The 13,384-nt window shown below is 49.3% G+C and carries 12 protein-coding genes; 6 read left to right on the forward strand and 6 right to left on the reverse strand.

Going from position 1 to position 13,384, the window contains the following annotated elements; all coding sequences use genetic code 11:
• The first annotated feature begins 24 nt into the window (after positions 1–24).
• Positions 25–930 (forward strand): 16S rRNA (cytosine(1402)-N(4))-methyltransferase RsmH, encoded by a 906-nt coding sequence (gene rsmH, locus ACYU87_RS12445; protein ID WP_461134414.1) that lies wholly within the window; start codon positions 25–27, stop codon positions 928–930.
• Between the two features lie 282 nt (positions 931–1,212).
• Here rsmH and ACYU87_RS12450 read toward each other — a convergent pair whose 3' ends face one another.
• The 3 genes from ACYU87_RS12450 to ACYU87_RS12460 all read right to left on the reverse strand — a co-directional run bounded on the left by ACYU87_RS12450 (position 1,213) and on the right by ACYU87_RS12460 (position 4,147).
• Positions 1,213–2,100: an FKBP-type peptidyl-prolyl cis-trans isomerase gene (locus ACYU87_RS12450; protein WP_461134415.1), complete on the reverse strand. Its 888-nt coding sequence runs from the start codon at positions 2,098–2,100 to the stop codon at positions 1,213–1,215.
• Between the two features lie 68 nt (positions 2,101–2,168).
• Positions 2,169–3,101 (reverse strand): FKBP-type peptidyl-prolyl cis-trans isomerase, encoded by a 933-nt coding sequence (locus tag ACYU87_RS12455; protein ID WP_461134416.1) that lies wholly within the window; start codon positions 3,099–3,101, stop codon positions 2,169–2,171.
• Positions 3,102–3,190: 89 nt separating this feature from the next.
• Positions 3,191–4,147 (reverse strand): fasciclin domain-containing protein, encoded by a 957-nt coding sequence (locus ACYU87_RS12460; RefSeq protein ID WP_461134417.1) that lies wholly within the window; start codon positions 4,145–4,147, stop codon positions 3,191–3,193.
• 284 nt (positions 4,148–4,431) lie between these two features.
• Here ACYU87_RS12460 and ACYU87_RS12465 point away from each other — a divergent pair, with 284 nt between their 5' ends.
• The 5 genes from ACYU87_RS12465 (at position 4,432) to ACYU87_RS12485 (ending at position 11,091) form a co-directional block, all read left to right on the forward strand.
• Entirely contained in the window at positions 4,432–5,169 is a 738-nt protein-coding gene (locus ACYU87_RS12465; protein WP_461134418.1) for an isoprenyl transferase, read from the forward strand.
• 110 nt (positions 5,170–5,279) lie between these two features.
• Entirely contained in the window at positions 5,280–7,871 is a 2,592-nt protein-coding gene (gene bamA / locus ACYU87_RS12470; protein WP_461134419.1) for an outer membrane protein assembly factor BamA, read from the forward strand.
• Between the two features lie 129 nt (positions 7,872–8,000).
• The gene (locus tag ACYU87_RS12475) at positions 8,001–8,573 is read left to right on the forward strand and encodes an OmpH/Skp family outer membrane protein (RefSeq protein ID WP_461134420.1); all 573 of its coding nucleotides are present in this window, start codon (positions 8,001–8,003) and stop codon (positions 8,571–8,573) included.
• A 19-nt stretch (positions 8,574–8,592) separates the two neighbouring features.
• Complete coding sequence (locus ACYU87_RS12480; RefSeq protein ID WP_461134421.1) at positions 8,593–9,264, forward strand: OmpH/Skp family outer membrane protein; 672 nt, start codon at positions 8,593–8,595, stop codon at positions 9,262–9,264.
• 240 nt (positions 9,265–9,504) lie between these two features.
• Positions 9,505–11,091: a hypothetical protein gene (locus ACYU87_RS12485; protein ID WP_461134422.1), complete on the forward strand. Its 1,587-nt coding sequence runs from the start codon at positions 9,505–9,507 to the stop codon at positions 11,089–11,091.
• A 207-nt stretch (positions 11,092–11,298) separates the two neighbouring features.
• Here ACYU87_RS12485 and ACYU87_RS12490 read toward each other — a convergent pair whose 3' ends face one another.
• The 3 genes from ACYU87_RS12490 to rpsL form a co-directional block, all read right to left on the reverse strand.
• Positions 11,299–12,168, reverse strand: coding sequence for an aldose 1-epimerase family protein (locus tag ACYU87_RS12490; RefSeq protein ID WP_461134423.1), 870 nt, complete (start codon positions 12,166–12,168; stop codon positions 11,299–11,301).
• An 85-nt stretch (positions 12,169–12,253) separates the two neighbouring features.
• Complete coding sequence (gene rpsG / locus ACYU87_RS12495) at positions 12,254–12,721, reverse strand: 30S ribosomal protein S7 (protein WP_012928933.1); 468 nt, start codon at positions 12,719–12,721, stop codon at positions 12,254–12,256.
• Positions 12,722–12,855: 134 nt separating this feature from the next.
• The gene (gene rpsL / locus ACYU87_RS12500) at positions 12,856–13,284 is read right to left on the reverse strand and encodes a 30S ribosomal protein S12 (RefSeq protein WP_046577394.1); all 429 of its coding nucleotides are present in this window, start codon (positions 13,282–13,284) and stop codon (positions 12,856–12,858) included.
• Positions 13,285–13,384 lie beyond the last annotated feature (100 nt).

The raw sequence follows: 13,384 nt of genomic DNA on the forward strand, positions 1-13,384 counted from the left end.
CCAATAAATACGGTTAGTTTCTGAATGAGTAATTACCACGAACCAGTTCTATTACAAGCCTGCATCGACGGGCTGAATCTGCAACCCGGCGGCACCTACGTCGATATTACCTTTGGCGGGGGTGGGCACAGCCGAGAAATCCTCAACCAATTGGAGGGAGGGCGACTTTTTGGTTTCGATCAGGACGCCGATGCCCGCGCCAATGCCCAGGCCATCGGCGATTCGAGACTAACTTTTGTGGCGTCCAACTTCCGCAACATCAAACGCTACCTCCGACTGTATAAAGCCGAACAGGTAGACGGCATCCTGGCCGACCTGGGTATCTCATCGCACCAGATTGACACGCCCGAGCGCGGCTTTTCGACCCGCTTCGATGCCGACCTCGACATGCGCATGAACCAACAGGCCGACCGAACGGCCCGGGAGGTAATCAACGAGTATTCAGAAGCGGATCTGCACCGGATTCTGGGTATGTACGGCGAAATCACGAATGCCCGAACAGCCGCCAGCGCCCTCGTGTCGGCCCGGTCAAATCGCCCGATCAATACGGTCAATGACCTCAAAGCGGCCTTACAACGGTACGCGCCCCGTGGCAAAGAGAACAAATTTTTTGCCCAAGTATTTCAGGCACTACGCATTGAAGTGAACGAAGAGTTGCAGGCCCTGGAGGAATTTCTGGAGCAAGTGCCGGAGATTCTTAAGCCGGGCGGCCGATTGGTTGTCATGTCCTATCATTCGCTGGAAGATCGACTGGTGAAGAACTTCATCAACAAGGGAAAATTTCAGGGGGATGTCGAGAAAGATCTGTTTGGCAACGACCTGAAACCGTTGCAGTCGGTAACGCGAAAACCCATTGAAGCCTCCCCTGAGGAGACCGCCCGCAACCCCCGCGCCCGAAGCGCCAAGCTGCGTATTGCGGAAATGATTTAGTTTTTCCGGTTGTATTTGGCAGAGTCTAAAACAGACATCGACTGGTTGAGTTAAAGGCGGAACAAAAACGATTCAAACAGCTGGAGTTTGTACGAGTCTTCGTATCCGTGGTTCGTGTCCTCACGGATCACCTTTCCGGCAGGCAGATCTGGCTGGCGCACAAGTGGTCCGTGAGGACACGAACCACGGATATAGCGGCCCAGTCGCTCAGAACACTGGCTGCATTACCAACAAAAAGGGGCGCTGTGTATGCAGCGCCCCTTTTTGTTTGAACAACCTTATTTACTGAACCGAAACCAGTTCTATATCGAAACGCATGGGGGCATAAGGCGGAATAACGGATCGCCCGGTGCTTCCATACCCTAATTTGGACGGCATGATGATGATGGCCTTCTCGCCAACTTTCAGCTTCGCTAACCCCTCGTCAAAACCGGGTACCGAGAGGCCCAGTGTAAATCCGTAGGTACCAGTTCCTGTACTGTCGAACGCGGATTGCGACCGCAGTAATGTTCCCCGATAACGAACATTCAACGTTTGACCAGCTCCGGGTACAATGCCGGATGAATTCGATGCTGTTTTTATAAACCGAAGCCCACTCTGCGTCACCTCCGTTGGCGTCAGTTTATTAATCGTCATGTAGTCGTTGATCTGCTCGTCTTCGGTGCGGATCTTTTTGAGGATCATGTTCAGAAGAACGGGCGCATTGGGCGGCACTTTTCCATCGCCACTCCCGGACGAACCAAACGCGTAAGCAGACGGTATAATTACCGTGGCCTGGTCGTTCTCATGCATCCTGAGCAACCCTTCCGTCAACCCTGCGTTGGCTGCCACCAGGTAAGCATAATTGGATTTGCTGGCATAGGTGGAATCGACAAAACTATCAACGACCACATTACTGCTGTTGCGAACCAGCGTGTAGAGGGAATAGCTATACTCTACCTCCTGACCATTCCCGGGTGTTACCGTAGACGTACCCGCCTTGGTTATAGCAACATAAACACCGGTGTTGGTGCTGCTTCCGGTTAGCCCTTTACTGGCCGCGTAAGCCTGAATATCCGCTTTATTTGACTGTAAGATCGAGTCGTCGGAGGCCGTGACATCGTCTTTTTTACAAGCTGTCAACCCACTTATTACCGAAAAAATGAGGACAGACACTATACATTTACGCATGAATATAAATTAAGTCAAGTTGCACGACTCAATAGCCGTATATAGTTAGTTGTTTCTTTTCAAGCCCGTTACTTCGCCGAAAGCACCTCAATATCAAAACTCAGCGGTGAATAAGGGGGAATAGTATACACGCTACTACCGTTCTGGGCGGCACCCGTTGCCCCATACCCCATCGACGAGGGAAAGATAACGGTTGCTTTTTCACCGACTTTCAATTCGGATAGTCCAGCCTCAAAACCGGCTACAAATTTTGTTGTTGTTCCAACGGTTTTGGTATCGGTTCCTGTGCCACCTGAAAAGCCCGTCGTAGCCCGCAAGAGCTTACCCGCATAACTCAGGGTTATTGTTTGGCCAGCCGAAGGTGTAGCCCCCGAAGAATTTGTTTTCGTTTTGATAATGCGCACACCATTGGCCAGTGTCTTTGTAACAGTCAGGTTATTAGCAGCGATGTAGTCCGTAATCTGCTGGTCTTCCGTTCGCGTTCGCTTCAGGGTTACGTCAAACCGAACCGGCGAGTTGGCAGGAACACTATCCGTCGCAACACTACCAAACGCCAGAATAGACGGCATAATCAAAATAGCCGACTCCCCTTCGTGCATTTTTAAAATACCTTCCTCCAGACCCGATTTCAGCGAACCGGCAAAGAATGGAAAAAATGTAGAGGTCGTAGCATATGCCGAGTCTACTACCCTACTCGTTACAGTTGTCAGACTGCTTACATTGCTGGGACCATACAGCACAGACAGCTTGTAGGTGAACTCGATCTCCTGGCCATAGGCCGGTACGATCGTTGTTGAACCAGGTTTAGTCGACTGAAAAAAGAGGCCTGACGAAGAAGTTGTCCCCGACATCATCTGGCTAATCGTATAACTGTTGATGTCGGCCACATTAGCTGCGTACGTAGCAGCCGCATTGCTACCCGCATCAATGTTTTGTTGCTTGCAGGAAGCCAGTGCACCGATCAAGAGGGCGCCTAAAATGGCAAGTTGACTTATTCGCATGAAAAAAAGAATAACTAATGATCATCAAATACTACGCTTAATGACCCTCAAACGTGGCAAGACGTTGTAAACGGTTTAATTTTTATTGATTAGGGTAACAACACCTGATCAATAACATGGATAATTCCATTCGTTGTGGGCTGGTCACCTTGCTTGATGGTAGCAGCCGTCGAATTTCTATTTCCTTTTATAGTAAGCTGATTCGCGGTAGCTGTGACCGTTAATCGGTTACCGTTGAGGAACGTGTTAAGACTGCCCGACTGAAGCTGGTTGGCAAACAGCGCACCCGATACTACATGATACAGCAACGTATTGGTTAGGGTTTGCACATTGGCCGAGTTGATAGCGGCCAGGTCCCGGTAACCCGCTGACTTAAAGGCGGCATCATTGGGCGCAAACACGGTAACCGCATTGGCCGTCGACTCACTATTCAACGTCGTCAACAGCGTCGGATTACTGGTGCCGATGCGTTGAATGGCCGCCACCAGAAAGGTCAGATTCGGATTAGTCTGAATGGTAGTCAACAGATTGCCCGACGGGGGTGTCAGCACCCGATCGATGCTGTGAATGTACCCATTGGCGACAGCAATATCCGCCTGAATGATCTGGGCATTATTCACAAAAATCTTCCCATCCGACGTACTGTTGAGGTAAGCAATGCTTTTGCCAACCGTTGCAATTGGGCTCTGGCCCGACGGAATCGTAGCGGCTGAAACGGGACCACCCAGCACATGGTAAAGCAAAATAGCTCTCATCTGCTCTTTCGAATAGGCCGTAATAGCACCCGGCGTTGCAAAACCCGATGCCTGAAAAGCCGCATCGTTGGGCGCGAACAGGGTCAGATTGCCCCCTTTCAATACATCGCCAACTTCGGCGTAAATCATAGCAGCCCGCAGAAAGCTGAATTGACTGTCTTCGATAAGACGATCAGTAATCGTTTGGGGAGTGGCAACGGTATCATCACCCTTTTTGCAGCCTGACAAAACTGTAAACAGCAAGGCGATCATAGCGATCTGGCGGGTGCGGATCAAAAAAGCAGCGTTCATCACAACAGACGGGGTTAACGAGAATCTGTACGTAAGAACGCCAGCTCCCGGCTTATTAGTCTTCACGGGCAAAGATACAGCGGGCGCGCGTAAGTTGATAAACGGTCATTGACTAAGTCATGTCTTAGCCAGGGCACCTGTTGAACGACCCTGGTCTCCTGGCGACATACCGAATGGACAGCCTACTATTTATCGGCCTGCCAGTTGTTTAACAAACTTATTAACTGACTAAATTTCCGTATCTTCGCGGTCTTGTTAACATTTGTTAAAACTCCCCCATTGGGATGAAGGAACACATTGACCCGAGCAATCTGCCCCAGCATATAGCCGTTATCATGGACGGAAACGGACGCTGGGCGAAACAACAGGGCGCTGCCAGGGTGTTTGGCCACCGCAACGCGATCAAGGCTGTACGTGAAACAACGGAAGGTTGCGCGGAACTGGGTATAAAATACTTGACGCTCTACGCGTTTTCGACCGAGAACTGGAATCGCCCGAAGTATGAAGTTGATGCCTTGATGACGCTCCTGGTTCACACAATTCGGGGAGAGATTAAAACCCTAATGGACAACAACGTAAAGTTGGCGACCATTGGTCATACCAGCAGTTTGCCCAACGATTGTCAGCGCGAACTGGCTGAAGCGATCCGCGAAACAAGCCAGAACACTGGATTGACGCTGATTCTGGCCTTAAGCTACAGTGGTCGTTGGGAAATTCTGGAGGCAGCCCGGCAACTGGCTGTCGATGTACGCGATGGCAAACTCAGCCCGGATCAGATCGACGAAACCGTTTTTGCGCAGCGTCTCAGCACGGGGGGCATTCCCGATCCCGAGCTTATGATCCGCACCAGTGGTGAAATGCGTATCAGTAACTTCATGCTCTGGCAGCTGGCGTATTCGGAGTTGTACATGCCCGATGTACTCTGGCCCGATTTCCGGAAAGATCATTTATACAAGGCGATTGTCAGCTATCAGCAGCGCGAACGTCGATTTGGCAAAACCAGTGAACAGTTAATTAAGTAAGACAGCGGGTGAACCGGGCGCTGAGGCAGCAGAAATAGACTGCACTCCTTGCAACCCTTTTCGCCACAGCTGACTCCTCGTAATCAACAACATAATAGGTATTATACAACTTGGAACACCGTATAAAAGTACTAGTAGGAGCCCTTTGTCTGCTCACCAGTCTGTTGCCTGCTCATGTCCGGGCGCAGGTACGTGTTGGGGCTGGACGTGGCGCAATCGCCCCTACCGAAACGAATGATCTGCTCAATTATGCCAGCCCTAAAGAATATGAAGTTGCTGGTTTGAGCGTAACCGGAACCCGCTATCTGGACCCTAATTCGCTGGTTTCGTTAGCCGGTCTGAAAATGGGGGACAAAATCCGTATTCCGGGTGAGGCTGTTGGTTCGGCGGTTCGTAAACTAATGGAATCGGGTCTGCTGGACAACGTGGAAATGTTTGCGACCAACGTAGCGGACAACAAAGTATCGCTGATGTTCAAGGTGCAGGAGCGTCCCCGGCTTTACCGGGTTAGTTTTCTGGGCGTGAAGAAAGGCGAGCAGGATAACCTGAAAGACAAGATAAAACTCAATCTGGGTAAGATCGTAACCAATACGATTACCAAAAACACCCAGATGGCAACCCGGAAGTACTTCGTTGACAAGGGTTATCTGAATACGAAAGTTAAAATCACGACAATTCCCGACAGTACCCGCAACAACGCCACGATGCGCGTACTGGTCGATAAGGGGCAGAAGGTAAAGATTGCTAAAATCAATTTTGAGGGGCTGAACGAAGTTGACGAGTCTGCCGTGCGGATGAAGATGAAAAGCACGAAGCAACAGCGCTTCGGGCGGTTGTTTACGCCCTCGAAATTCGTTCCCAAGAAATACGAGGAAGACAAGCAAAAGCTCATCGAGTACTACAACAAACTCGGTTACCGCGATGCCACCATTGAAGACGATACGATCGTTAACAACGGTACCAATGCCATTACCATCAACATGAAGTTGAATGAGGGGCATCAATATTTCTACCGGAAGATTGATTTCTCGGGCAACTACCTGTACACCGCCGACCAGCTTCGCTCGGTGTTGGGCATTACAAAAGGCGATGTGTATAACCCGGATGACCTCGACAAGCGCCTAAACGGTAACCCCGGCCAGGACTTGAGTTCGCAATACATGGATTTGGGTTATCTGTATTACAACGCCCAGCCCATTGAACGAGCCATCGAAGGGGACTCCATCGACCTCGAAATTCGCATCTTCGAAGGGAAGCAGGCCACCATCAACAAAGTCATCCTGAACGGCAACACCAAAACCAGTGACCACGTGGTTATGCGGACCATACGGACGTTGCCAGGACAGAAATTCTCCAAAACGAACCTGATTCGTACACAACGCGAATTATCAACGCTCGGCTATTTCGACCCGGAGAAAATCGGTATTAACCCGGTTCCACAAAGCGATGGCACCGTTGATATTGAATACACGGTTGAAGAAAAGCCCTCAGATCAGATCGAATTATCAGGTGGTTGGGGCGGTTATGTTGGCTTTGTTGGTACACTTGGTTTAACGTTCAATAACTTCTCGGCCCGGAACATTCCCAATCTGAAAGCCTGGCGGCCGTTGCCCGCTGGCGATGGCCAGAGAGTGCAGGTTCGTTTTCAGGCCAACGGCTCGCAGTATCAGGTGTATTCGCTGTCGTTCACGGAGCCCTGGTTAGGGGGTCGAAAACCCAATGCGTTGTCGGTAAGCGCCAGCCATACGGTTTATAAAACGTTCTATGATCCGCTGAATCCTGCCAGTATTTACCAGGGGCTGCAAGGCCGCAAACCAACCGGATCCTATACGAATACGGCCATTACTGTTGGTTTAGGACGCCAGTTAAAAATTCCTGATGATTATTTCAGCCTGAGTAATTCGATCTCATTTCAGCGCTACGACCTGAACAATCTTGATTTGTTCTACATCGGTTATAAAGACGGTATCTCGAACAACATCACGTTCAATACCACCTTGTCGCGCAACAGCATCGACAACCCCCAATTCCCGCGAAACGGGTCGTCCTTTACGCTGAGTGGTTCGTTCACGCCCCCCTATTCGGCTTGGCGCACAACAACGGCAACGGAAGCACCGAAAGACAAATACAAGTTTGTTGAATACCACAAATGGATGTTCGATGCCAGCTGGTTCCAGACCGTTTTTGGGAAGTTGGTCTTAAACACACGGGCTCACTTGGGCTTTTTGGGAAGCTACAACAACCGCACGGCAATTGGCCCATTTGAACGGTTCGTGTTGGGTGGATCAGGACTAGCGGGGCAGGGCCAGTTTGCACTGGCTCAGGACATTATTGGTTTGCGCGGGTACGATGACCGGAGTGTCTACACGGCTGATTACGACCGCGCGGTTGATGCCAACTCACGCAGCCAGGGTGGTGTGGTCTACAACAAGTTTGTGGCTGAACTCCGTTACCCGGTCTCATTGAATCCATCGGCCACTATTTTCGTCCTGACTTTCCTGGAGGCCGGTAACAACTGGGGGAGCTACAAACAATACAATCCATTTGACCTGAAGCGGTCGGCGGGATTTGGTGCCCGTATCTTTATGCCCGCCTTTGGCCTGATCGGTATCGACTACGGGTATGGCTTTGATAAGATTCCAGGCGTTAAGGATAAGGCGTCCGGTCAGTTCCACTTCACGATTGGACAACAGTTCAGATAAGATTCGGGGCTATTAAACGTTTTTAATAAAGATGTTATCAAACTGATAAAGCTTGGCAGAAGACATTATCAGTTTGATAACATTAGCCTTGAAAATCAATTACTTCCCGTAAATATTGGCGCGCACTCAATGAAAAAGTCTCTATTTATCGTACTTTTGTGCGCTGTTTGGCTGGCTACGCCGGCGCAGGCACAAAAATTTGGGTACGTGGACAGCGAGTTCATTTTCAGTAAAATGCCCGAATACCAGAAAGCCCTTGCCGAAATCGATAAGTTTGCCGACAAGTGGTCGAAAGACATTCAGGATAAATACGTTGAAATTGACAAGTTGCAGAAAGCGTATCAGGCAGAGGAAATTCTGCTGACCGAAGACATGAAACGGGATCGGCAACGGGCCATCAGCGACAGAGAACGGGAAGCGCGGGAGTACAACAACAAAGTGTTTGGCTATCAGGGATTGCTTTTCGAGAAGAAAAAGGAACTCATGAAAGCCCCCATGGAGTTAATTAATCGGGCCGTAGAAAAAGTGTGTATTCAGAAGAAATTAGACTTTATCTTCGACAAGGCGTCTGACTTTGTTATGCTATACACGAACCCGAGGCACGATTATTCGGATTATGTAATGGAAGAATTAGGTTTAGAGACTAAACCAACGGCGACAAATACAAGTCCAAGTAGTAAAACAATCACAAAACCTAAGTAATACAAACAACTAATTCGAGATGAAGAAAAACCTCGTCATGGCGTTTGCAGCAGCCCTTTTGCTGGGCGGTTTGAGCGCACAGGCACAAGCCCAAACAACAACACCAGCTACGACCGCTGCAGCTGGTCCATTGAAGTTAGGCTATACGAACATTGATTACGTTCTGTCGCAAACACCCGAAGCAAAAGATATTCAAAACCAGTTAACCATTCAGCGTACGCAATCAGAAAACGAACTGAAGCGGATGCAGAAAGAACTGGAAGACAAATACGGTGCTTATGAGAAAGGAGCCGCACAGATGTCAGACGTAATCAAGAAGGACCGGGAAACGGAACTCCAGGGCTTACAGGCTCGCATTCAGGAGTTCGGTCGTACGGCTGAGCAGTCGCTGCAAACGAAATACCAGCAACTGGTAAATCCGGTTGTCCAGAAAATTCAGAAAGCAATTGATGCCGTTGCCAAAGAGAGTGGCTATCAGTATGTGTTCAATCTGGATGCTGGTGCTAATACCATCCCAATTCTGTTGGTCGCTCCAGAGGAGAACAACATCACAGAACTGGTTCTGAAGAAAATGGGCATCGATCCCGCTAAAGCAGCCGCTGCTGCGAAACCAGCCGCTACAGGCGGTAGCAACACGGGAACCAGAACGGCTCCTGCAACCGGTTCGGCTCCTGCACCGAAGAAAAACTAAGGTGTAGCCAACGCATAAAAAAGGCTGCCTCTTCTCAGAAGAGGCAGCCTTTTTTGCATACTACCTGTCTTGATTTGTTGTCTAAATTCGGCCTGATTTCTTTCTGGAAACCTATCATTATGACCAGCCAATCATTGACGTTAGCTAAGAAAAACCTCAAAACCGGTTTATAATCCAGCCGAGACGAAATCTAAAGCTTATTTTTACGTTTTTCAAAACAGACCACCATTGAATGTCGCTATGAACCGAACTGCCGGTATATTGGCGTGGTTGCTACTGATCAGTACAGCGGGTAGCCTCCATGCGCAGGATTCCAAATCACTTCAACTATTCCTACCTACGCAAACCAACTGGAATGTTGTGCCCGAGGGCAGCACTGTTCGGTTTGATTTAAAGGCGACAGGCTCTCCCCACGATACGCTGAGGTTTGCTTTCGGGAATGATAAACAGGATGGGATGCAACTTGACTCCCTGGGCCATTTCAGTTGGACTCCCGGATTTGATCTGGCCGACCGTATCCAGACAACGAAAAGTTACCCGGTTAGCTTTGAGGTCCGCAATAATCGCGGCCAGGTAGCTACACAAAACGCCGAATTCAAGATCGTCCACGTAAATCGCCCGCCCGTGGTTGGCGAACTGCGCCCGTTTTACGTGAGTTACCGAACCCAGAATATTTACAAAATGGATGCGCAGACAGTGCGCGATGACGATGGTGACCCCATTGTCTTTATTCCCATTGCCGATCAAATGCCCGAAGGTAGCAAGCTATCGTCGCAGGGTGAACTGAGCTGGACACTATCGCTGAACCAGTTCAATCGACTGAAACAAGCCCCGCAGTACATTGAGTTCTGGGTCGAAGACCAGCCCGCGAAAACGCGTACGAAAGGCAGACTAAAGGTGGAAGTTACGCAAATGGACCTACCGCCGGACATCGCCGTAATTCCAAAAGATACGCACTACAAGTTAAAGGAGAATGCCACGGTAAACCTCAAATTCTACCTGTCCGACCCAAACGGCGAAGATGATGTGGCCACGTTCGGCTTCTTATCCGACAATCAACAGATCCCGAAGAGTGCCTTGGTCAAAAATACGGACAACCAATACGAGTTCATCTGGCAGCCAGGCTACGATTTTGTTCGGGACCCCTATGATTCATTGAATACGCAAATAACGTTCTACGTACTCGATAAAGCACAGAATCGGGAGGAACGGCGCATTACGTTCACGGTGTTAAATACCGTAAATGAAGCCGAGAAAGACCGGTATTACTACAACCAGTATCGGCAGTTATTGGTACAGGCCTGGGGTTTAATCGAACAATTGGGAGACAAAGAGGAGCAGCTCAAGCATGATTACAAAAAAGCCAAAGGAGGCAAACGAAACCGATCGGTAGCGAATGCCTCACTGGGTGCCGTAACGGGCGTAACGCCAGCTGTAACGGGGTCGAGCACCAGCTCACAGACCCAGAGTAACGGCCGCATTATCTCGGCTGTAGGGGGCACGGCTGTTTTAACCATGGGAACCCTGGAAGCGACAGAGGTAATTGGTAAATCGATGAAAGACTTGCTTGACCGTTATAATTACGTTCTGGGAAAACGGAGTGAGCTACAAAATAAAGGCGATGTGTTTGCCCGCGAGTTTGCGTTAAAAGCAACCCGCCGGAATGGGGAGTTCATCAGAAAACTGGATGATTTCCGTACATCAATGAGCCTGAGCGGTCTGGTTGCCCTGGAACTGGATGCCAATTGGCAAAGCAAAAAGGAGGCTACCGATAAGGCCCTCAAACGCACGTTCAAAGACTTTACCCCACTAGATGAGACGCAGTAAAACAGGTTTATAGTTTATGGTATACGGTTGGCTGACGCGAACGTGTTATGCATCAACCAACCCATACCCGTGATGCGTGGTTCGCGTCTCCATAAACCACAGATGCAACCCTAGCTAAACAACTGTAATGGAGACTCAAGCTATAAATCGAGGAGCTGGTTTGTGGCTTGCTCTAACCGTACACCAAAAATCGTAAACCGAATACCGTCAGCTTACCTCAATGGTAAAAGCAGCCTCAAATACCCCGTTGATATCGACGTGCTGAATAGCTTCTTTTTGTTGAATTGGCTTCGGCTCCCCTTCGCTATCGGCACAACCAAGCCAGGGCTCAATACAGACAAAAGACGCACCGGGCTTGGCCCATAAGCCTAAATAAGGAAACGCCGGATACGATACCGAGACCGTATGTTCGTGCCTGTTACTGCGAATAGCGACCTTCCGGGATGTCAGATTTTTGAAGACCAGCGCATCAGCATCAAACAAATGCTTTGTCAGAGGTAGTTGTTTGCCCGCTGTGGAAACTGGCTTTGTTTCGCCGGTAAAATACCCCGCCGATGAGAGCATGTGCGTTTCCAGTGGCTCTTCCTGCTCAAATTCAAGAAAATAATCCTCGTAGGCTTCCTCTGGCGTGAAGGGCACCGCAAAAGCCGGGTGAGCGCCAACCGAGAAATAAATGGGTCGCTCGTCTTCGTTTACAAGTCGATACGTGACCGTCAGGGCGGAACCGTCCAACTCATAAATTACTTGAAAATCAAACTCGTAAGGAAAATGCGATCGTGTGTTTTCACTTGATCGCAACGAGAAAATGGCGTGTGTTTTTGTTGATTCGGTAATCTCAAAAACGGATTGCCGGGCAAACCCGTGGCGCTCTATCGGATATGCTTTTCCATCGATTAGCAGTTGATTGTTCAGACAGCCACCCACCACAGGAAACAGGTTAGGCGCGTACCACGCCCAAATGGAAGGGTCGGCCTGCCAGAGGTGCTCAATCCCACTTGGTTTATGAAAAATGGAGGTCATTTCCGCGCCTTTGGGCTGGATTGCGACGCGTAAGTAATCGTTTTCTAAAGTTGCCATATAGCCAAAAACAACAAAAGCTACCCATTGTTGGGTAGCTTTTGCAAAGTTAACGGCCATCGGGATTTTGGCCAGTATGGTTGGTCTAGAACCGGAAGTGCGAGAACGCCTTGTTGGCTTCAGCCATGCGGTGCGTATCATCCTTCTTTTTAACAGCTGCGCCTTCACCTTTAGCGGCTGCGACGATTTCGGCTGCTAACCGGTCTACCATTGTTTTCTCACCACGTGAACGAGCATACTTAATAAGCCATTTCATGCCTACCGCGACTTTTCGGTCTGCCCGTACTTCGGTTGGCACCTGGAAGGTAGCTCCACCGACACGACGGCTTTTTACTTCAACTGATGGCATGACGTTGTTCAATGCCTTTTTCCACGTATCTAAGCCACTTTCGCTGGTGCGCTTGGCAACCACATCGAGGGCGTCGTAGAAGATGGAGTACGCCAGGCTCTTTTTGCCTTCGTACATCAGGTTGTTTACAAATTTCGTTACCAGGACCTCTTTATACTTCGGATCGGGTAGAACGTAACGCTTGGGCGGTTTCGCCTTTCTCATGATTTCTTCAGATTTTTGATCTTACTCTGGACGCAGTCTTTCCAACGTCCAGTCAGTTTTGATGTATGATGTTCTATATATGATATATGTAATTACTCATACATCATACTTCTCATACCATACATCTCACTTACTTACTTTTTCTTTTTTGCTGGTGGTGCACCTTTGCCACCTTTAACGGGAGCCTGACCTGGTTTTGGCCGTTTAGCACCGTATTTCGACCGGCTTTGCAGACGACCGCTCACGCCAGCTGTATCCAGAGCACCGCGAACAATGTGGTAACGTACACCTGGAAGATCTTTTACCCGGCCACCACGAATCAAGACGATTGAGTGCTCCTGCAGATTGTGGCCTTCACCTGGAATGTAAGCGTTGACTTCTTTTTGGTTCGTCAGACGAACCCGGGCAACTTTCCGAAGCGCCGAGTTTGGCTTCTTCGGCGTCGTTGTGTACACACGCGTACACACGCCCCGACGTTGTGGGCAAGAGTCCAAAGCAGGCGACTTTGACTTGTCGATCAGCTTTTCGCGGCCCTTACGCACGAGTTGTTGTATAGTAGGCATTCTAAAATTAGTTTACGAAAAAACAGTCTTCCCGAATTTTGAGGTGCAAAGATACGCAAAACCGTTTGAATGCCAAAGAGTTTTCTATTTGTGGTTTGTA

The organism is Spirosoma lituiforme (genome assembly GCF_054776635.1).

What these genes read in the sequence shown, in the direction of transcription:
- rsmH (WP_461134414.1), top strand. Translation starts at nt 25, where the DNA reads ATGAGTAATTACCACGAACCAGTTCTATTACAAGCCTGCATCGACGGG.
- ACYU87_RS12450 (WP_461134415.1), bottom strand. Translation starts at nt 2,100, where the DNA reads ATGCGTAAATGTATAGTGTCTGTCCTCATTTTTTCGGTAATAAGTGGG.
- ACYU87_RS12455 (WP_461134416.1), bottom strand. Translation starts at nt 3,101, where the DNA reads ATGCGAATAAGTCAACTTGCCATTTTAGGCGCCCTCTTGATCGGTGCA.
- ACYU87_RS12460 (WP_461134417.1), bottom strand. Translation starts at nt 4,147, where the DNA reads ATGAACGCTGCTTTTTTGATCCGCACCCGCCAGATCGCTATGATCGCC.
- ACYU87_RS12465 (WP_461134418.1), top strand. Translation starts at nt 4,432, where the DNA reads ATGAAGGAACACATTGACCCGAGCAATCTGCCCCAGCATATAGCCGTT.
- ACYU87_RS12475 (WP_461134420.1), top strand. Translation starts at nt 8,001, where the DNA reads ATGAAAAAGTCTCTATTTATCGTACTTTTGTGCGCTGTTTGGCTGGCT.
- ACYU87_RS12480 (WP_461134421.1), top strand. Translation starts at nt 8,593, where the DNA reads ATGAAGAAAAACCTCGTCATGGCGTTTGCAGCAGCCCTTTTGCTGGGC.
- ACYU87_RS12485 (WP_461134422.1), top strand. Translation starts at nt 9,505, where the DNA reads ATGAACCGAACTGCCGGTATATTGGCGTGGTTGCTACTGATCAGTACA.
- ACYU87_RS12490 (WP_461134423.1), bottom strand. Translation starts at nt 12,168, where the DNA reads ATGGCAACTTTAGAAAACGATTACTTACGCGTCGCAATCCAGCCCAAA.
- rpsG (WP_012928933.1), bottom strand. Translation starts at nt 12,721, where the DNA reads ATGAGAAAGGCGAAACCGCCCAAGCGTTACGTTCTACCCGATCCGAAG.
- rpsL (WP_046577394.1), bottom strand. Translation starts at nt 13,284, where the DNA reads ATGCCTACTATACAACAACTCGTGCGTAAGGGCCGCGAAAAGCTGATC.